We start from the raw sequence: 19,916 nt of genomic DNA on the forward strand, positions 1-19,916 counted from the left end.
CGAACGCAAGCAGTGCCAACCGCCCGGATCGGCCACGCCATGATGCCGACCTGGGCGGCGACGGGAGTAGTGCCATGCGGATCGCCTGTGCGGTCCGCTTTTTTTTGGTCTGACCATCAGGGATGGCCCTTGTGGTCAGTCGGCGGGACCGTGCTATAGTGCCCGCCCTTCTCCATCTGGACGGGCGCAACATGGCCGCACAGCCTTTTGCCATCCTTCTGGTTTGTCTGGGTAATATCTGCCGCTCGCCGACCGCCGAGGGGGTGCTGCGCACCCTGGCCGAGCGGCGTGGCATCACGCTGACCATCGATTCCTGTGGCACCGATGGCTACCACACGGGCGAGCCGCCCGACCGGCGTTCACAACGGCATGCGCTGCGGCGCGGTTACGATCTGGCAGCGCTGCGGGCGCGTCAGGTCACGCCGGCCGACTTCTCCCGCTTCGATCTGCTGCTGGCGATGGACCGCAGCAACTTGGCCCGGCTCCACTCGTGCTGCCCGGCCGCCGAGCGGCATAAACTCAAGCTGTTTCTCGACTATTCTCGTATCGTTCCGGGCGGCGACGTACCCGACCCGTACTATGGCGGCGACGACGGTTTTGAGCGTGTGCTCGACCTGATCGAGGATGCCGCCGCCCATCTGCTCGACACGCTGCGGCAGTCCGATTCCCAACGCCTCGTCCCGATACCATGCTCGAACGATTCTTCCAGCTCCGCGCCCACGGCACCGATGTCAGAACGGAAGTCCTGGCCGGTCTGACCACTTTCCTGACGATGGCCTACATCGTCTTCGTCAACCCGGACATCCTGTCCCTGACCGGCATGGACCGTAACGCGGTCTTCGTCGCGACCTGTCTTGCTGCCGCCCTCGGCTCGGCCATCATGGGCCTGGTGGCCAACTACCCGATTGCCCTGGCACCCGGCATGGGGCTCAACGCCTATTTCACCTTTACGGTGGTCAAGGGAATGGGGGTGCCGTGGGAAACGGCACTGGGCGCCGTGTTCCTGTCCGGGGTGGTGTTTATCGCCGTCAGCCTGTTCAAGGTACGCGAGCTGATCGTCAATGCCATTCCCCATGGTCTCAAGCTGGCGATTTCAGCCGGGGTCGGGATGTTTCTGGCCATCATCGCCCTGAAGAACGCCGGGGTGGTGGTCGCCCATCCGGCCACCTATGTGACGCTGGGCAATGTGCACGATCCGCGGGTGCTGCTGGCCATGCTGGGTTTTGTGATGATCCTGGCGCTTGAATACCGCCGGGTGACCGGCGGGGTGATCATCGGCATCCTGACCGTCACCGCGCTGGCGATCGCCATGGGTCTGCAACAGTGGAACGGCCTGGTGGCACCGCCGCCTTCGCTCGAACCGACCTGGATGAAGATGGACGTGGCCGGTGCCCTGAACGCCGGTCTGCTGGCGGTGGTCTTCGTATTCTTCTTCGTCGATCTGTTCGACACCTCGGGCACCCTGGTCGGGGTGTCGCACCGCGCCGGCCTGCTCGATCAGCAAGGCCGTCTGCCCCGACTGAAGAAGGCCCTGCTGGCCGACTCCACCGCCATCGTCGCCGGCGCAGCCTTCGGGACCTCCTCCACGACCGCTTATATCGAGTCGGCCGCCGGCACTGCCGTGGGGGGCCGCACCGGTCTCACCGCCGTGGTGGTGGCAGTGCTGTTCCTGGCCGCGTTGTGGTTGAGCCCGCTGGCCGGCAGCGTCCCGGCCTATGCCACGGCACCGGCGCTGATGTATGTGGCGGTGCTGATGGCGCGCGGTCTGGCCGAGATCCAGTGGGACGACCTGACCGAGGCCGCCCCGGCCGTGATGACGGCGTTTGCAATGCCGTTCACCTTTTCCATTGCCGACGGCATTGCCTTCGGTTTTATCACTTACGCCGCCCTGAAGCTCTTGGCCGGCCGTTTCCGCGATCTGAGCTGGCCCGTGCTGGTGATTGCCGCGCTATGGCTGCTCAAGTTTGCCATCGGGTAAGGATACGTCCATGAGCAGTCTGATCGATCCCCGTTATATCCGTGACCGTATCCGCACCGTGCCCGACTGGCCGCAGTCTGGCGTGCAGTTCCGTGACATTACCCCGTTGCTGCAAGACCCCAAGACCTTCCGCGTGCTGGTGGACTGCTTTGTCCATCGCTATATGGACCACGATATCGACGTGGTGGCCGGGGTCGATGCGCGCGGTTTCATCCTGGGCGCGGTGATCGCCTATGAGCTCAACCGGGGCTTTGTGCCGGTACGCAAGAAGGGCAAGCTGCCGTTCGATACGGTGGCCGAGGAGTACGAGCTGGAATACGGCTCGGCCACGGTGGAACTCCATGCCGATGCGGTGAAGCCGGGCGACCGGGTGCTGCTGATCGACGATCTGGTCGCCACCGGCGGCACGATGATCGCCGCCGCCCGCCTGATCCAGCGCCTGGGTGCCGTGGTGTCCGAAGCCGCCGCCATCGTCGATCTGCCTGAACTGGGCGGCTCGACTTTGGTGCGTGAGCAGGGGATTCCGCTGTTCACCCTGTGCCATTTTGCCGGGCATTAAAGCCTGTCTGGCTTAATGGAAAATAATCTGCAAAAAGTCTGATAGACTCATTCCGGCGTATATATAGATCTTCTTGAAAAAGGACTGATGGGCAGATGATCTGCCCATCACGCTCCCACTGTCCTGTCCTTGGCAGCCGTCAGATCGGCCGGAAAGTCGGCCGGCAGTTGCGCCGTGACGGTCTCGATGACCTGATTGGTCGCCATCAGCAGGTCCCTGATCTAATTTCCTGCTCTTCGCTGGTGTGACGTCCTTGCGGATCGTTGAGCCAGTCTTCGTCGTAGACGAACTGTTCACTGCCTTTGCTTTTGGACCAGTGGCTGACCTGAATGCCATTCATCGAGATATTCAAACCTTGCCGGGAAGAGTGACCAGGCATGGTTACCGATCCCCTCGTCTTCTTGTCACCTCACAAGCCGGTGCTGCCGAGTCGGCTACGCTGCTGGTGTCAGGGAGCTGTGTACTGCCCGTTACGGCATTTTCCGGCTCCGGTGAGGAGGTGGTAAGTATCAGCTCGACATTGAGTAGCCGCAGCACCTTATAGAGCCGCTCGAAGCTGGCGGCTTCGGGTCTGGCTTCCAGCTCGGCATAGCTTTGTTGGGTAATACCCAGTTGCTGGGCCAGTCCAGCCTGGGTCAGGCCGGCTTGCTTGCGGAAGCCTCGCAGGATCGGGCGCAACTGACTGGGGATGCGGATGGGGTAATCCATGGGACCCTCGCTGTGGATGGTGGAATGGGTTGATTTTACAGGTTATAACTTGTTAAAAGATAATACAGGATATAGCCTGTTTTTCGACATGAGGGGAGAATAAACAGCATATAAGCTGTATTTTCTGATTACAAGCTATAACCTGTCTTGGGTTGTCAGAGCATGGCAATTCAAAGCGGAGCTGCCATCAATGCTGGGGAGTCGGCCTGAACCGGACGCTTGGTAGTTTCGATGATCTGAGCCGAGTTTTCGGAAAGATGCGAGCTCCCCCTCAAGCAAAAAGCCAAGCAGGGGATCCCGCTTGGCTTTTCTCGTTTCTGCCGCTGGAAATCGGCCTGAAGGCAACCCTTAAGGCTTCTTGACCTTGATCACCATATTCTTCCACCAGACGATGCGATCAGCCTCTTCCACCGTGCCCAGTGTGCTGGTGCGTTTCGGGGTGCTGCCGGGGTTGTAGAGGCCGAAGCTCACCCAATGTTTGCCGGCGATATCGGGCAGCATGGTCGGGCCGCGGAAGTCTTCCACCAGCGTGGTCCACTGATCGCCGTCGCCTTCGTACTGCATCCGCACATCGAGACAGCCTTCGCCCTTGGGGTTGTCGTCGGCAAACAGATTGATCCGCACCCGGATCGGTACGCCCGCCTTCAGTCCCACTCGCTTGACCGGCATCGAGGTGTCCATGGCGCCTGCCTTGGACGGGTCCCAGCAGATCATGTCCTTGCTCACATCCTTGTCCCCCACATTGGGGTATTTGCGCTGCACGATCACACTGCGTATCGCCTGCTGACCCTGCGTATTCTTTTCGTACTCATCCATGATCAGCGCCAACACCGGATTGCCGCCCTGTAGACACAGCGAGCCATCGGGCAGTACCCGTTTTGCGGTCTGTGGGTCTTTGGGGTTGGTGTGGGTCTTGGCGATCAATTGCCAGAACAGGGGAGCGCCGCTGCGTGGGAGCAGCGGCAGCTCCCAGGCGTGGCCTGGGCCGTTGTCCAGCATGAACTCCAGCTCCATCAGATAGTGCAGTCCCTTATCGACGGGGAAGGTGTTGAGCTGGGTGCGAAAACCCTTTTCATAGCCAAGCCCGTAGCTGTTGGCCTTCAGATTGACCTTGATCCACGGCTTCTGGGTATTGCCCGGATAGGCAAAGGGCGGCACCTCCCTGGAGACATAGGGTGGATAGCCTTCAGGCCGGATCAGTTCGGAGAAGACCGGCTTGGAGTTCGACAGCCCGTTGGTGTGGCCGTCTTCGGGCCGATGGAACTGGAAGCTGGCGTAGTTGCTCTCGCCCAAGGGGCTGACGAAAGACGGCGCGTCGGCGCTGAATTGGTAAGCCCGCGTGATGGTCTTGCCCGAGCTGTAGTTCTTCATCGGCTGTTGCAGCACCTGCCACTGGGTGGCTTGGTAGGGCATGGCCGTGGCGCAGCGGGAAGGCGCGGCGTGGGCGCCGGTCTGGATCAGGCCGCCCAGCAGCAGCGCCAGAACGGCCGGGTGGAGTCCGGGTGTGAATCGCATATCGAACCTGTTGGGAGTGTTGTGGGATCACGAGCATTGTTGATCTGGATAAACCTGCCTCCTGCTGGCCCGCTCAGCGATCGGGAGAGTAGGGGATTGTCGGACAATTACCAAGCCTAATTATTTCGATGGCATTAGTGCTGGAGGCCGTCCGGAGAGCCTCATGTTCTGCCGAGGTTGGGTTGATTAAAAAATCAGGAAAAAGACTTGCAAGACCTGTTGAATATTTTATTTAAAATATAAATTTTTCCGATAAGGATACTTTCAAAGATGATTCGCCTTCGATCAACAAGTCTCCAGAAAATAAACCCATCCCGCCTGCCAAAAAAATCACCCGGTATGGGGTGGATACCGGGTGGTGGAAATAGAAGGGGGCGATGGAATAGTGAACGTTAATGCCGGAATATCGTCAGCCTTTATCCGGCAATCGCCCGCATGCGGCATGACCGGAGATCAGGTTACTTTGCAGATTTCGCTGGAAATGATGAAGCGGCCCCGGCTGATAACGGCGTGGACTTCCCAGTCGCCTGAGCCATCGACACCGGAAGTGGCCGTTTGAATGGTATAGGGCGGGGTCATATCGCTCACCGCTTCAACCAGCCGGCCCTTGTGGTACAGGCCCACCCACAGGTTCAGGCCCGGGTCTCGCAGGGACGAGCTGCCGCCCCACTGGAGCGTGTTGCTCATCCAGGGACGGAAGCAATGCACCCGTACGGAGGCGGCACGCAGGGCGGTTGCTTCGGAGGGGTTCAAGGTGTCGATGGCTGCAGAAAGATTTTCTTCGATCGCTTCGGCCTGAGCGAACGGCGACAGCGCTAGCGTCAGTGAGGCGACAATGCCGCATAGTTTGGCTGGGGATAACATCATTTCTCCTTATGTAGAAACTTTATCGATAAGCGGCCTTTATAGCGGGCCGCATCCAGGCGGCAGTTCCGCCTGGGAATCCGGCTCAAGGCGAGCCGTGCCGCCGCATTGGTGCTGGCGGATGCTTGGCATGGAGTTGACTTGGCGGACGATAAGTCACCCCTGGCGCGCCCGGACGGACACGGCCAATGATTTACCCGGATGGGGGGCGGGAATTAAATCACTTGGAGGAAGAAAGCCGCCCAGAGAAAGGCGGAAAGACAAAGCGGGAGAATAAAGGGACGAAATAGCAAAATCATTCTCCTCTATATAAATCGAATGAATCTCCGCCTTGTCCGGCGGCTGGTCTTCTGGCATGGGTGGATAATAGGTTTTCTATTTCACGGCTCGCAAGATGCCTTTGCGGTATTGATTTTCCCCCGGAAATGTTGTTGGCGTGAAATGATCGATTTGAACATCGGCTGGATAAAAAGCCGCAATGAAAACTTTCCCCAATCGATTTATCCCATCCACCCGGGTTTCCACTGAAGGCCATGAAAAAGCGCATGGTGCGCCTCCTCCGGTCAGGAAGTGCAGCCATGCGCCGGGACAGCCCATGATGGCGGGCGGGGTCAGAATTGGGGTTGATAGACCGGATATATTTCCTTTTTCAACATATATGGCTACCTGCCTTAAACTGATTTGGCCGATTCTTTTTCAGAAGGCTTGCTGCTTGGGATGACTGCGAAGTCCTCCGCCTTGCGCAGCGCCCGGGTGGCATCGATCAGGCCCTGGGGTGGGGGGGCGAGCTTGCGGCGGTTCAGGTCGATCCAGCCGCCTTTGATTTCGTGCCGGGCGCAGACCTCGCCGTCGCGATAGAAAGCCTGGCGCAGGTGATAGCGGCTGGCGTCTTCCGACAGGCCGACCAGTTCCAGATCGACCGTCACCCGGTCGCCCAGGCGGATTTCCTTGAGATAGAACGTGCGGTCCTCGAAATTGACCGGTGCGACCGACAGCTCGGCCATCCGCTGGATGCTAAAGCCATGATCGGCCAGCCATTCGACCCGGACATGGGTGGCGTAGTCGCCGTAGACGCTATGGCGCAGATGCTGGTTGGGGTCGAGATCGGCCCATTTGACTTCGATGGTCTTGCTGTACTCGCTCATCTTTCCTTCTCCTTGAGGGGGACGGCTGGTGGCCATCCTGGTTATGTGGCGGGCGCGAGTGCGGCGCTGAGATGGTGGCTCAGCCGCGCCAGCAGCGCCTCGCGGCGTTCGACCATGAACATATGGCCGCCGCCGATCGCCTCGACTCGACAGCCTGCGCTACTTATCGTGGTCCAACCGGCCAGATCGGCCTGACTGGCGATTGGGTCGTCCTCGCCATAGAAACCGACCACAGGGCAAGCGAGCGTCGGTCGGGGTCGCCATTGGTAGCCGCGCAGCAGTGCCGCATCGGCCCGGGCCACGCGGCGCAGGTTGTCGAGGTAGTCGATGTTAGTGTCGAGCTGCTCCGGCAGCACCAGCCGGTCGAGATCGAGCCGCTCGTAGGTGCCGGCCGCACGGCGGGCGTCGTGTTCACCAGGGGCCCACAGGCCACCGACAAACAGGCCGTGCGGTTCCTGGCCGTGGCGCTCACGCAGGGTGCAGGCCACTTCATAGGCCAGCAGGGTCCCCATGCTATGGCCATAGCAGGCCCAGGGCCGATCGAGCAGTGGCGCCAGTGCTGCACAGGCGCCTTCGACGGCGGCGGCAAAATCGGTCAGGGCCGGCTCTGCAAACCGCTCTTCGCGGCCGGGCAATTGCACCGCCACCACTTCGACCGCGGCCGGCAGCGCTTCCTGCCAGCGCTGGAACAGTCCTGCGCCGCTGCCAAGTGGTGCAAAGCAGAATAGTCGCAAGGCGGGCGCTTCGCTGCGCGGACGGCGCAGCAGCCAGGAAGAGGCGGGCGTGGATTTGGCCGCCGGGTCCGTTTCCGGCATCGGGGCAGCCAAGCCCAGCAGCTCCAGCACCGCACTGCCCAGCACCGTGATGCTCGGCCCCTGCAACAGCAGCGCAATCGGCACGGCACGGCCAAGCAGCCGTTCAAGCTTGCTGCGCAGTTCGACCCCCATCAGCGAATCGACGCCCAGCTCGCGCAACGGCGCTTCCGGATCGAGCGTGGCCGGGTCGGCCCGCAGCACCGAACCAAGCAGGCGGCGCAGTGCCTGGGTCAAGCGGGCGGGGCGCTCAGACGGCGTGGCGGTGCCGAGCTGGCGGCTGAAGTCTTCGTCCTCGTCCACTTGGGCTGCTGAAACATGGCGCGCTGCGACTTCGCGATAGAAGGGGGTGGCGCCGAAACGCTGCAATAAGCGGGGCCAGTCGGCGGGGAAGACGGCGGCCTGAGGCGGGTCGGTCCGCAACAGGCACTCAAGCGCATGCAGCCCTTCCAACTGTTCGATCGCCGTCACGCCACCACCGTCGAGCCGGCCGCGCTGGGCCGTATCGAGCCGGGCGGCCATGCCGGCGCCGGCCCATGGTCCCCAGTCGATACTGAGCGCCGGCAGCCCCTGGCTGCGTCGATGGTGGGCCAGCCCGTCGAGAAAGGCGCTGGCGGCGGCGTAATTGGCCTGGCCGGGACCGCCGAACAGGCCGGCGATCGAGGAGAAGCAGACAAACCAGCGTGGCGAGAAACGGCGGCTGGCCTGATGCAGATGCCAGGCACCCAGCGCCTTGCCATGGAGTGTGCGCTCGAAATGGGGCCAGTCCTGCTGCGGCAGGGTGGCGTCGTCGAGCGTGCCGGCCGCGTGGAAGATGCCGTCGAGCGCCTCGCCGTCCAGCTCGTCGAACAGCGTCTCGACCTGAGCGGCGTCGCCGACATCGAACTGACGGCAATCGATGCTGGCACCAGTGTCGCGCAGCGTGGCCAAGGTCTCTGCCGCGGCCGCATCGGGCGCCGAGCGGCCAAGCAGCACCAGTCGCCGGGCACCGCGCCGCACCAGCCAGCGCGCCAGCATCAGCCCCAGCGCCCCCAGGCCGCCGCTGACCAGATAGAGCCGGGTCGGATCGCAATGCAGTGCATCCGAAGGCACTGCATGTTCGATCACGATCTTGCCGATATGGCGCGCCTGCGCCATGCAGCGGAAGGCTTCGGCGCAGCGCTCGGCCGGAAAGCGGGTCTGCGGCAGCGGCCGCAGGTGGCCCTGTTCGATCTGACGCAGCACGGTGTGCAGCATCTCGGCGATCAGCTCGGGCTGCTCGCGGGCCAGGTCCATCAGGTCGAAGGCGATATAGCGGCTGCCCGGCTGACGCTCAAGCGCTTCGGCCTCGCTGAGAATGCCGAGCTTGCCGATTTCGATAAAGCGACCAGCGGGCTTCAACAGATCATGACTGGCGCGGATAAAGTCGCCGCCCAGGCTGTTGAGGATCACATCGAAGCCGCCCCCACGCTCAGGTGCCCAGTGGCGGGCAAAGTCGAGATCGCGCGAGTTCATGACCTCGACCACCCCCAGCTCACGCAACAGCGCCTGCTTGGGCGGACTGGCGGTAGCGTAGACCTCGGCACCGTGGCGCTGGGCCAGTTGAATGGCGGCCATCCCGACGGCCCCGGCACCTGCGTGGATCAACACCCGCTCGCCCGCCCGCAGCCCGGCGCACACGACCAGGGCGTAATAGGCCGTCAGAAAGGCAGTCGGCAAGGTCGCGGCGGCGCATTCGTCGATCCCCTCGGGCAGCGCCGCCACAAAACGACGTTCGACATTGACGTGGCTGCCAAGACAACCAAACGCCATACAGGCCAGCACTCGGTCGCCGGGCCTCAGATCGGTCACGGCCCGGCCGACCCGCAATACCTCGCCGGCACAGTCGCCGCCAAACAGCATCTCCTCGACATTGGCCGCGCCCGATTGCTGACCTTCCACCGCCAACATCCCCAGCGCATGGAGCACATCCTTGAAATTGAGGCCGGTGGCGCGCACGGCGATTTCCACCTCGTGCTCGTCAGGCGCCCGCCGCTCAAGCGGCCGGTAGTGCAGCTGATCAAACGAGCCATAGGCCGAAATCGCCAGCCGATACGCGCCTTGCCCCGGCCCGACCGCACCGCTGGCTGCCGAGGCCAGCCGGGCAACCAGCCGACGCTGGCCGCGCCAGGCAACCTGCTCCTCGCCATCGTTGCTGGCCAGTTCGCGCATGAGGCGAGCGGCCGCGCTGTCGTGGTGGTCGAGATCGACGCAGACCGTGCGCAGTCCACTTTGCTCGCGCGCCATGGTGCGACCGAGTCCCCAGCGCGCGCTGGCGACCGGATCGACCCGGTCGTCCGCCTCGACCGCCATCGCCTGATGGCCGACGAGGTAATAGCGCTTGGGCGGCTGCCCCGGCAGTGCCAGCAATGCTTGGGCGGCAGCCAGTGTCGGTGCGAGGGCGGGACGCAGCAGGGCGGGGTCGGACGCTTCACCGTGATACCAGTCGATCACCCCGGCGAAGGCCTCGCCATGCTGGGCTTGCAGACTGGCGATGGTGGCAGTCAGGGTGGCCTCGCTCTCCCCAACCCTCACCTCGGCCCGCTGTCCGTCACGCTCCAGTTCTGCGGCGAGCGCACTGGCGTCGCTGGGGTTGGCGAGGATCAGCCAGACAGGCTGAAGGGGGCTGGCCGGACGCTCGGTTGGGGCGGCCGGCTCCCAGCGCACCGTGTAGAGCGCCTGGCGGATGGCCGGGTAGTCGGCTTCCGAGAAGGTGTCGGCGTCGCCCAATAGCAGCGAGAAACCGTCGATTCCGCCAATCGCCTGCCAGGCCTCGTCAAAGAAGCGGACATCGGCCACGGTCGCCGTATCGCCGGCCTCGACCGCCCGGCGCAGTCGCACATGGCTCCAGGCGACCCGGCTGCCCGGCCGGTCGAAGCGGAAACGTTCCATCCCGACCGGCAGAAAGGTGCGGCGGTAGGGATCGTCGTACAGGGTGGCGCCGAAGATCTGGAGGCAGGCATCGAGAAACACCGGGTGGAGCAGATAGGCGTCCTGGTCCTGCGGCAGGGCCGCGTCGAGTTCAATCCGGCCGATCGCTTCATGCCGGCCTTTCCACAGTTCGGTGACGGCACGAAATGACGGGCCGAAATCGATATCGAGCTGGCGCACCTGTCGGTAGAAAGCCGAAATTGGCAACGGCCGGGTGCAGCGCGCCCGGGCAGCCAGATAGGCTGGGTCAGGGCCGGCACGGTGAAGGCCGTGGCTGCCGATGGCGGCGACATAGTCTTCGGCATGGCGGCGGGCGCTGGCGGGATCGGTGTCCGCTGCCAGATCGAGCACCGCGATCCGCTCGCTGTTGCCGTCGTGCCAGCGCACCAGATAGTCGAGCCGGCCATCGGGATAGCGACGCTGGCCCAGGGCCGGGCAGTCTCGATCCCAACTGTCCAAAAGAGGGGTGAGGGGGATCAGGGCATTCAAGACGGCATCTCCTCGGTAAGGTCGGGTCGCACCAGGCCGCTTGCGTAGGTGCGGCGTTCGCTGCGGCCCGAGTCGGCCGGGTCGGCAAAGGCAAAGCGCCAGGCGCCGGCGTCGGCACGCAAGGTCAGCTCCAGCCGGCGCGGGGCGGCGGACAGGAAGAAGGGACGGCGGAATTCAAGCTGCTCAAGCTGCCAGCGCCGCAGCGGCTGCAAGGCGGCCACGCCGGCCTGGGCGATCTCGATATAGGCCGTGGCCGGCAGCACATCGGCGCCGAATACCCGGTGATCGGCCAGATAGGGCGTGCGGGTATTGCTGAGTTCAAGCCGGAAGCGATGGCAGTCCGGACCGTCGCTTTCGCGCTCGGCACCGGCCAGCAGCGGATGGAGCGGTTCGGCCGCCCGCCGACTGAGCGGCGCGGGCAGTGCCCAGAAGTGCTGGCGCTCGAACGGATAGTGGGGAAGACCGGCCCGCCGCCGCATGGCAACGCCGGCATCCAGTCCGGTCCAGTCGGGCGTGAGACCCAGCACATAGAGCCGGCCGAGTGCGCTCAGCGATGCGCGCCAGTCTTTGCCATCGCCGCGCAGCAGCGGCAGTACCGGTGGACCATCGGGGACGATCTGCCGCGCCAGCCCGCTCAATACCGCACGCGGGCCGATTTCGATCAGCGCGTCGTAGCGCTCTGGCTCAAGCCGCCGCAGCGCTGCCGCAAAACGCACCGGCTGGCTGACCTGACGGCACCAGTAGTCGGGCCAGTCGAGCTGGCCGTCCAGCGGTGCGGCATCGACCGTGGAGATAAAGGAGATGCCTGGGGCAGCAAAGTGCAGACGGTCCAGTTCGGCCCGGAACGGTTCGAGCATCGGTGCCATCAGCGGTGAATGGAAGGCATGGGAGACGTCGAGCGGCCGATGGACGATGCCGTCGCGGCTGAGCTGTTCGGCGAGCCGGCTCAGTGCAGCCGAGCGGCCGGCGACGACGGTATTGGTCTCGCTGTTGAAGGCCGCAAGCCTGATCTCGGCCGGATCGAAGTCCGCCAGATAGCCATCCAGTCGTTCGGCTGCCGCCGTCACCGCCAGCATGCCGCCCGCTTCGGGCAAAGCCTGCATCAGCCGGCCGCGCGCGGTGGTCAGGGCCAGACCGTCTTCGAGCGACAGCACGCCGGCTGCGTAGGCCGCGGCGAATTCCCCGACACTGTGGCCAAGCACGACGGTCGGACGGACGCCCCAGCTTTTGAGCAATTCCAGCAGTGCCACCTGAAGGGAAAACAGCGCCGGCTGGGCATGTTCGGTGGCCGCAAGCCGGCTGGCCGTGGCCTGTTCCCCATAGATCAGATCGAGCAGGGCATTGCCGAGCAGCGGCCGCAGCAGCGCGTCGCAACGGTCCAGCGTGGCACGAAATACCGGCTGATCGCGGTACAGCTCGCGCGCCATCCCAAGCTGCTGGGCGCCCTGGCCGGTAAACAGGAAGGCCAGGCGCGGCGCCCGCCGCTGCCGTGCCCGTCCCTGACTCAGCCCGGTTTGCTCCTCGCCATCGAGATGGCGCCGCAGACAATCGCGGCAGGATGCCGCGTCCGGTGCCACCAGCGCCAGGCGATGCTCGAAATGATTACGGCCCCGGCCAAGACTCTGACAGGTCGCCGCAAACGCCGCCGCGTCCATGTCTTCCAAAGCATCGAGATAGCGCACTGCCAATTGCCGCAAGGCCGTCTCCGAACGGGCACTGAGACAGAACAACTGCTGCGGTCGTGGTGCTGGCGCCGCTTCCGGTTCCGGCGCCTGTCCCAACACGATATGCGCATTGGTGCCACCGAAGCCGAACGCGCTGACCCCGGCTAGACGCGGGCCGTCGGTCGGCCAGTGCTGCCGCGTGGCCGCCACGCGCAGCGGCAGTCGGGCGAAGTCGATCAGCGGGTTGGGCGTCCCAAAGTGCAGGCTCGGGGGAATCTCGCCCGCTTGGATGGTCAGCGTTGCCTTGATCAGTCCGGCCACCCCGGCCGCTGCTTCGAGATGGCCGATATTGGTCTTTACCGAGCCGACCAGACAGGGTGTTTCCGCTGCCCGGCCCGTTCCCAGCACCGTGCCCAGCGAATTGAGTTCCATCGGGTCGCCCAGCCGGGTGCCCGTGCCGTGGGCTTCGATATAGCCGACCGTGGCCGGATCGATGCCAGCCTGTTCATAGGCTTGGCGCAGCACGGCGACCTGGGCGGCCGGGTTGGGAGCGGTGAGGCCGTTGCTGCGGCCATCCTGGTTGACGGCCCCGCCGAGCAGCACGGCGCGGATCGGGTCGCCGTCGCGCAGCGCGTCGGCATAGCGCTTGAGCACCACCACGCCGCAGCCTTCGCCGCGCACATAGCCGTCGGCGCGGGCATCGAAGGTCTTGCAGCGGCCGTCGGGTGCCATGAATTCGCCGCGCGAGGCCGCAATCGTCACCCAGGGCGACAGCATGGCATGGGTGCCGCCGGCCAGCGCCAGCTCGGTTTCGCCATTGAGCAGGCTCTGACAGGCCAGATGGACCGCCACCAGCGAGGACGAACAGGCCGTGTCGATAGCCATGCTCGGTCCGCGCAGGTCAAGCAGATAAGACAGCCGGTTGGCCGCGATGCTGTAGGCGTTGCCGGTCAGCGCATAACCGTCGATCCGCTCGGGCGTTTGCAGCAGCAGCCGTTCGTAATAGTCAAAGCTTGCGACGCCAAGAAATACCCCGACCGCCGTGCCGGCGAGCCCGACCGGCGCCACGCAGGCGTCTTCGAGTGCTTCCCAGGCGACTTCGAGGGTCAGGCGCTGCTGCGGCGACATCTGCTCGGCCTCGCGTGGCGCAATGCCGAAAAAGCCGGCATCGAAGCGCTCGATCTCCGAGACAAAGCCGCCATATCGGGTACGCATCCGGCCCGGTTGATCGGGTTCGGCCGCGTAGAAATCCGCCAGCGACCAGCGCCCGGGTGGGACTTCGCTGATGGCATCGTGACCGTCGAGCAGGTTCTGCCAGAACTGCCCGGCCGAGGCGGCAGCGGGGAAGCGGCAGGCCAGGCCAATCAGGGCAATCGCACAAGCGGGAGGAGAGGACATAGCACGGTCTCGTCGGCAACTCAGGCAGCGAGCGTGGCGCCAGTCGCCAGTTCGTCGCTGAGCCGGGCCAGCACGGCCTCGGTCTGGTGAAGGAAGAAGTGAGCGCCGTCGAACTGCACGCTGCGAAAGCCCGCCCGGCTCTGGGCAGCCCAGGCCAGCAGCTCGGCTTCGCTGCACACCGGATCGTCCGCCCCGCGCCAGCCGCTGATCGGACAGTCGAGCGGCGGCTCGTCCTGATAGCGGTACTCGGTATTGGCTTCGAGATCGGCCCGGATCAGCGGCAGAAAGAAACGCAAGGCTTCGCGGTTGGCCAGGATCGAATCCTGGGTGCCGCCGTAGCGGCGCAACACTTCGATAAATTCGGCCTCGGGCAGGTGGTAGGTCTTGCGATAGCCAAACGGCAACTGAGGCGCCGGCCGGGCGGCCACGATCAGGTGCAGCGGTGCGCCGGCACCATGACGACGCAGCCAGCGCGCCAGCTCGAAGGCCAGCAGGGCGCCGTAGCTGTGGCCCAATAGCGCGCTCGGCTGCGCGAACAGCGGGGCCAGTGCGGGGCCCATGGCCTCGACCAGACTGGCGACTTCGCGCGCCGGTGGCTCGGCAAACCGGCTCTCGCGCCCCGGCAACTGGACACCCAGCGCATTGATGCGGCCGCCCAGACGCTGGTTCCACTGCCGAAACAGCGTGCTGCCTGTGCCGGCCGAATTGAAACAGATCAGCCGCAGCGGCGCTTGGTCGATCAGTTCATGCGGGTCAATCCACGGCGACAACGCCATTGCCACCTCCTGAAGTCGGGTTGAAAATAAATATTTATGCAAAATACTTTCTAGATTGGTTCTATTTAATTAAAGAAAATTATCTAAACAGGACATATACTGATTGAGGCTGGACACAGCGTCCGGCGACAAACCCTGGCAGCGCCTGGCTCGGACCCTAGCGTGGCGTGAAGCGCACCGGCAGCGTGGTCATGCAGCGCAGCACGGTGTGGTCGCGAAAGCGCTGTTGGTGCGGCAGGATTTGCAGATCCGGCAGCAGCTCGAACAGCACCCGGAACGCCTCTTCGGCCTCGATCCGGGCGAGCGGCGCGCCGACGCAGTAATGCGGTCCGTCGGCAAACGACATATGGTGGTTGCGTTCACGCTCGATATCGAGCCGGTCGGGGTCGGGGTACTGGTCCGGGTCGCGGTTGGCCGAGCCCAGCGCCACATAGACCTGATCGCCGGCCCGGATCAGCTTGCCGCCCAGCTCCACGTCCTCAAGCGCCGTGCGTGAAGTCATCTGCAAGGGTGCGTCGTAGCGCAGCAGCTCATCGACGGCCGACGGCAGCAATTCGGGCCGGGCGCGCAGCAGCGCCTGCTGCTCGGGATGAAGGATCAGCGCCTTGGAGCCATTGCCAAGCAGGCTGACCACCGTCTCCTCCCCGGCACCGAAGATCAGGATGATGATCGAGATCAGTTCGGCCTCGCTGAGCCGGTCCTGCTCGTCGCGCGCCTCGATCAGGGCGCTGATCAGATCGTCCTGCGGCTCGCGGCGCCGCTCGGCAACCAGGCCACGCAGGTAGTCCATGAATTCGATCGAGTCGCGGTTGAGCCGGGCGTATTCCTCAAGCGAAACCAGCGGGTCGAAGATCCGCCCGATCACTTCGGCCCAGGCCACGCACTGCGGGAAATGGCTGGCCGGAATGCCCAGCAGATAGGCGATCACGTTCTGCGGCAGGATCGAGGCGAAATCCTTCATCAAATCCATCTCGCCCCGCTGGCGCACCCGGTCGAGCAGATCGCGGGCGCAGCGGCGGATATGTTCACGCATCCGCTCGACGGACCGTTTCTGGAAGGCATGCGACACCAGCTTGCGCAGCCGGGTATGGTCGGGCGCTTCGAGAAAGGCAAACCAGTTTTCCGAATTGGCGATCAGGGCATCGAGGTTGTCGGGCTGATTGGCCACGATGCGCTGGCGTTGCAGCAGTTCATTGCGCCGGCGCAATTGGCCCGGTACATCCTGCACCCGGAAGCGGCGGTCCTTGAGCACGGTCCGCACATGCTCGTAGCGGCCGACAAACCAGACCCCCCACGGACTGCGATGGACCGGGTCCTGTTCGCGCAGCCGGCGATAGTGCGGATAGGGGTCGAGATTGAAGTTCGGGTCGCGCGGGTTGAAGAACAGGCCGGCCTGCTGCGGGGCGGCGGCGGGGGTGTCGAGGACGGTGGCGGTCATGGTGGACTCCGCTTCAGTGGGTGACGGCAAACGCCAGACTGCGGATGGTCGGGTGTTCCCAGAACAGGGTGATCGGCAACTCCTGCCCCAGCCAGCGCGAAAACTCGCCGCTGATGGTGACGGCGACCGCCGAATCGAGCCGGTAGTCGGCAAACGGCCGGTCGAGGTCGATCTCGGCCGGGGCGACCTGAGCCAGCGAGGCAAAGCGTTGCACCAGCCAGTCTTCGGCAGCTTCGGTGCTTGGGCGCTCCAGGGCAGGGGTGATGGTGCTCATGGCGAATCTCCGCAAAGGGGAAGGATGGGGGTCGTTCCAGGCCAGCGTTCCTGGCCTGGGATGCGGTAATGGCGGCTGCGCTCGAATGGGTAGGTGGGCAATAGCAGCCGGTGACCGGGCCAGGGGCGGTAGAACGCCGCCCAATCGAGCGAGGCGCCGCCGACATAGGCGGCAGCGAGCAGATTGGCCAGTTGGCGCACCAGGGTGGCGGCGTCGCGGGCGGCCACGGGCAGATCGCTCCACCAGTGGCCCGCGGTGGCGGCGGGCGGGCCGAACAGTAGCGCGGGACCATCGGTCTCCCGCTGCGTCAGATCGAGATGGAGCGCCACCACTGGCCGGCGCCGCTCGGGCGCCAGCGCTGCCAGTCGCTGGCCCAGGCGGTCGGCAAACGCCGCCTGGGCCGAGCCGCCGCCTGCGACGGCAAGTACCGGCAGTCCCCAGCTTTCACACAGGGCGCCCAGGGCGACCCAGGCCGTGTCGGCGGGCTCGATACCGCCGCGGGCGGCGTCGAGCCAGTGCTGGAGTGGTTGACGCCAGAACGGAGGGAGGGCGGTTGCCAGTGCCGGCAGATGTTCGCGCGCCGGGAGCGGTAGGCAGGCCGGGGTGCTGGCGTCGTGGTAGAGCCGTGGATCGGTCTGGCCGTCGAGGTAGCGTTCGAGCGCCACGGCGGCCTGATCGGCATGGCTGACGCACAGTGCCAGTCGATGGCGCAGTGCGGCGCGGCCGGTGGCGGCGCTGAAGCACAGGTCGGCAAACCAGTCGGGGTCGCGTCGGTTGTCCTCGGCGAGCAGCATGAGCCACTGGGCGGCCAGTCGGCGCAAAGCCGTCGGGCTGGCGGCAGCGAGCGGCAGCAGCAGCGGTTGAGGCGGCTGCCCACGCTCGCCCGCAGTCGGCTCGGGTGCCTGCTCCAGCACCAGATGGGCATTGGCGCCGCCAAAACCGAAGGCACTGACGCCAGCACGGCGCGGGCCGGACAGCGCGGGCCAGGGTTGGGTGTGCCGCGCCACGGTAAGCGGCCCCTGCTCGAGTTTCAGATGGCGGTTGGGCGGCTCGCTATGGAGTGAGGCAGGCACCTCGGCATGGGCAAGCGCCAGCACGGTCTTGACCAGGCCAGCGATGCCGGCGGCAGCTTCAAGATGGCCGATATTCGATTTGACCGAGCCGATCAGACAGGGCACGCCGTCGGCGCGGCTGGCGCCGAATACCGACTTGAGTGCCCCGACCTCGATGGCATCGCCCAGGGCCGTGCCGCTTGCATGGGCTTCGATATAGCCGATGCTGGCCGGCTCGACCTCGGCCTGTCGCAGCGCCTGGCGGATCAGCGCCTGCTGGGCCCGGCCAAGCGGGGCAGAGAGGCCGTTGCTCTGACCGTTGTGATTGAGGGCCGAGCCCCGGATCACGGCCCAGACCGGGTCGCCCGCAGCCTGCGCCTGCTCCAGTGTCTTCAGCACCAGCACGCCACCGCCCTCGCCGCAGACATAGCCGTCGGCCCGCTCGGAGAAGCTCTTGCAGCGGCCATCGCGTGCCAGCAGCTTGGCTTGCGAAAAGGCCAGGATATTAGCCGGCGACAGGATCAATTGGACGCCCCCGGCCAGCGCCACGCTGCATTCGCCAAGCCGCAGCGACTGGCAGGCCAGATGGACCGCTGCCAGCGAAGCGGCACAGGCGTTGTCGATGGCAAGGCTGGGGCCGGTCAGGCCGAGGCAGTAGGACAGCCGGTTGGCAATCACCGCGCCGCTTGCGCCGGTGCTGGTGCGGTAGTCGAGCTGTTCCCACTGATTGGCGGCGCGGCGGTCGTAGTCGCGGGTGCCGATGCCGAGAAACACTCCGCAGTCGCTGCCGGCGAGCCGGGCCGGATCGATCGCTGCCTGCTCCAGCGCCTGCCAAGCGAGTTCGAGTGCCATCCCTTGCTGCGGGTCCATCCGCTCGATTTCCTGGTCGGACAGACCAAACAGCCCGCGGTCGTAGCAGTCGCCTGCCGCGACCAGACCGGCCCAGCGGCACTCGGTGCTGCCGGCCGCCAGAAAGGCGCTCATCGGCCAGCGCCCGTCGTCGATCGTGCTGATCGCATCGACCCCGTCGCGCAGCAGCCGCCAGAACGCGGCCGCATCGTCGGCGCCGGGAAAGCGGCAGCCGACGCCGATGATCGCAATGGGCGTGCTCAAGCGAGTACTCCGGGCGGATCGAGCCGACGCAGCGCCAGCCGGCACAGATTCATGGTGCCCGTATGAAAGGCCACCACCATCAGACCGAGATAGCGCTCGTAGTCGATATAAGCGCGCTCGCCCACCAGGGCGATGGCCTCGTCTTTGTGGGCCCGCAGCGCCGACAGCCAGTGGCGCAGGGTACGGGCATAGTGGGCGCGGTCGTTGCGCAGCTCGACGATCTCGAACAGGCCATGGGCCGCCTGGGCGATTTCGTGCAGATGCGGCAGGTCCGATTCGGGGAAGATCCGCTCGGCGAAGAAACGGCTGAACTGCTCGCGGTCGGCCGTCTCGTAGGTGATGGTCTGCAAGGACAGCGGCCCGCGTGGCTTCGACACCCGGTGACAGAACACGAAAAACGCCCGGTAACCTTCGAGTTTCTCGCGCGGACTCTGATCGAGCCGGGCGAAATGCTCGAACGCGCCGATCGACACGATGCCATCGTAGGGGGCATCGGCCTCATGGTCGGCCCAGCTCTCCAGCCGGGTCTCGATACGCGGCCAGTGGTGCTCGGCAATGGCGGCCAGCTGGGCGGCACTCAGCGACAGGCCCACGCCGTGGCAGCGCGGATTTCGTTCGGTGGCCCGGTGCAGCAGACTGCCCCAGCCGCAACCGACATCGAGCAGCCGCTCGGCCGTGTCGATCTGGACCCGGTCCAGATGCCAGTCGAGCTTGTTGCGCTGAGCGCTGCTCAGGCTCTCGTCGCCGTACCACAGCGCCGACGAGTAGGTCATGCTCGGATCGAGCCAGAGCGCATAGAAATCATTGCTGAGGTCGTAGTGGTGCTGGATGGCCTCGACCGAGGCTCCGGTGGCGACAGTGGTGCTCATGCTTGCGCTCCTGCCGGCAGCGCCACCGCACGCCGGCCGTTGAGTGCACCGCTCGCTGCGAGGCTGCGGGCCAGTTGGTTGATGGTCGGGTTGTCATAGGCCGCTGCGGCGTCGATCTCGACCCCGAGCCAGTCGCCCAGGTCGCCGGTCATCCCGACCGCTGCCGACGAGTCAAGGCCGTAGCGCTCGAAGGTCTTGTCAGGATCGATGTCTTGCAGCGGAATGCCGAGCAGGCGTGACAGATAGCTGCGCAGCCAGGCGACCACATCGGTTTCGGAAACGGGACGGAGGGTGTCGTGCTGGTTCATGGGAA

General features: G+C 65.0%; 16 protein-coding genes. 3 read left to right on the forward strand and 13 right to left on the reverse strand.

The window, feature by feature from the left end; genetic code table 11:
- Positions 1 to 191 precede the first annotated feature (191 nt).
- Genes ACFOW7_RS18980 through ACFOW7_RS18990 form a run of 3 tightly spaced genes read left to right on the forward strand, consistent with a single transcriptional unit; the run spans position 192 to position 2,537 of the window.
- Positions 192 to 758 (forward strand): low molecular weight protein-tyrosine-phosphatase, encoded by a 567-nt coding sequence (locus ACFOW7_RS18980; RefSeq protein ID WP_378167351.1) that lies wholly within the window; start codon positions 192 to 194, stop codon positions 756 to 758.
- Entirely contained in the window at positions 689 to 1,978 is a 1,290-nt protein-coding gene (locus ACFOW7_RS18985; protein WP_378167353.1) for an NCS2 family permease, read from the forward strand. Before ACFOW7_RS18980 ends, ACFOW7_RS18985 begins: the two co-directional genes overlap by 70 nt.
- Before the next feature lie 10 nt (positions 1,979 to 1,988).
- Complete coding sequence (locus tag ACFOW7_RS18990; RefSeq protein WP_378167356.1) at positions 1,989 to 2,537, forward strand: adenine phosphoribosyltransferase; 549 nt, start codon at positions 1,989 to 1,991, stop codon at positions 2,535 to 2,537.
- Between the two features lie 205 nt (positions 2,538 to 2,742).
- Here the strand turns inward: ACFOW7_RS18990 and ACFOW7_RS18995 are convergent, their stop codons facing one another.
- The 13 genes from ACFOW7_RS18995 to ACFOW7_RS19055 form a co-directional block, all read right to left on the reverse strand.
- Complete coding sequence (locus ACFOW7_RS18995) at positions 2,743 to 2,877, reverse strand: hypothetical protein (protein WP_378167359.1); 135 nt, start codon at positions 2,875 to 2,877, stop codon at positions 2,743 to 2,745.
- Between the two features lie 41 nt (positions 2,878 to 2,918).
- Positions 2,919 to 3,245: a helix-turn-helix transcriptional regulator gene (locus ACFOW7_RS19000; protein WP_378167361.1), complete on the reverse strand. Its 327-nt coding sequence runs from the start codon at positions 3,243 to 3,245 to the stop codon at positions 2,919 to 2,921.
- A gap of 348 nt (positions 3,246 to 3,593) precedes the next feature.
- Positions 3,594 to 4,760: a hypothetical protein gene (locus ACFOW7_RS19005; protein ID WP_378167363.1), complete on the reverse strand. Its 1,167-nt coding sequence runs from the start codon at positions 4,758 to 4,760 to the stop codon at positions 3,594 to 3,596.
- 453 nt (positions 4,761 to 5,213) lie between these two features.
- On the reverse strand, positions 5,214 to 5,627 hold the full coding sequence (locus tag ACFOW7_RS19010; protein WP_378167365.1) for a hypothetical protein: 414 nt from the start codon (positions 5,625 to 5,627) through the stop codon (positions 5,214 to 5,216).
- A 668-nt stretch (positions 5,628 to 6,295) separates the two neighbouring features.
- Positions 6,296 to 6,769, reverse strand: a complete 474-nt coding sequence (locus tag ACFOW7_RS19015; RefSeq protein WP_378167367.1) for an acyl-CoA thioesterase — start codon at positions 6,767 to 6,769, stop codon at positions 6,296 to 6,298.
- A 41-nt stretch (positions 6,770 to 6,810) separates the two neighbouring features.
- Positions 6,811 to 11,019 (reverse strand): SDR family NAD(P)-dependent oxidoreductase, encoded by a 4,209-nt coding sequence (locus tag ACFOW7_RS19020; protein WP_378167369.1) that lies wholly within the window; start codon positions 11,017 to 11,019, stop codon positions 6,811 to 6,813.
- Complete coding sequence (locus ACFOW7_RS19025) at positions 11,016 to 14,081, reverse strand: type I polyketide synthase (RefSeq protein ID WP_378167371.1); 3,066 nt, start codon at positions 14,079 to 14,081, stop codon at positions 11,016 to 11,018. Before ACFOW7_RS19025 ends, ACFOW7_RS19020 begins: the two co-directional genes overlap by 4 nt.
- Before the next feature lie 20 nt (positions 14,082 to 14,101).
- On the reverse strand, positions 14,102 to 14,857 hold the full coding sequence (locus ACFOW7_RS19030; RefSeq protein WP_378167373.1) for a thioesterase II family protein: 756 nt from the start codon (positions 14,855 to 14,857) through the stop codon (positions 14,102 to 14,104).
- A 157-nt stretch (positions 14,858 to 15,014) separates the two neighbouring features.
- Positions 15,015 to 16,295, reverse strand: a complete 1,281-nt coding sequence (locus ACFOW7_RS19035; RefSeq protein WP_378167375.1) for a cytochrome P450 — start codon at positions 16,293 to 16,295, stop codon at positions 15,015 to 15,017.
- A 13-nt stretch (positions 16,296 to 16,308) separates the two neighbouring features.
- On the reverse strand, positions 16,309 to 16,569 hold the full coding sequence (locus ACFOW7_RS19040) for an acyl carrier protein (protein WP_378167377.1): 261 nt from the start codon (positions 16,567 to 16,569) through the stop codon (positions 16,309 to 16,311).
- Complete coding sequence (locus ACFOW7_RS19045) at positions 16,566 to 18,734, reverse strand: type I polyketide synthase (RefSeq protein WP_378167379.1); 2,169 nt, start codon at positions 18,732 to 18,734, stop codon at positions 16,566 to 16,568. Before ACFOW7_RS19045 ends, ACFOW7_RS19040 begins: the two co-directional genes overlap by 4 nt.
- A complete protein-coding gene (locus ACFOW7_RS19050; RefSeq protein WP_378167382.1) occupies positions 18,731 to 19,603 on the reverse strand; it encodes a class I SAM-dependent methyltransferase in 873 nt (290 codons plus the stop codon). Before ACFOW7_RS19050 ends, ACFOW7_RS19045 begins: the two co-directional genes overlap by 4 nt.
- A complete protein-coding gene (locus ACFOW7_RS19055) occupies positions 19,600 to 19,911 on the reverse strand; it encodes an acyl carrier protein (protein ID WP_378167384.1) in 312 nt (103 codons plus the stop codon). The genes ACFOW7_RS19050 and ACFOW7_RS19055 overlap by 4 nt, the downstream gene beginning before the upstream one ends.
- Positions 19,912 to 19,916 lie beyond the last annotated feature (5 nt).

It is taken from the genome of Chitinimonas lacunae (assembly GCF_042650885.1).
Lineage (GTDB): Bacteria > Pseudomonadota > Gammaproteobacteria > Burkholderiales > Chitinimonadaceae > Chitinimonas_A > Chitinimonas_A lacunae.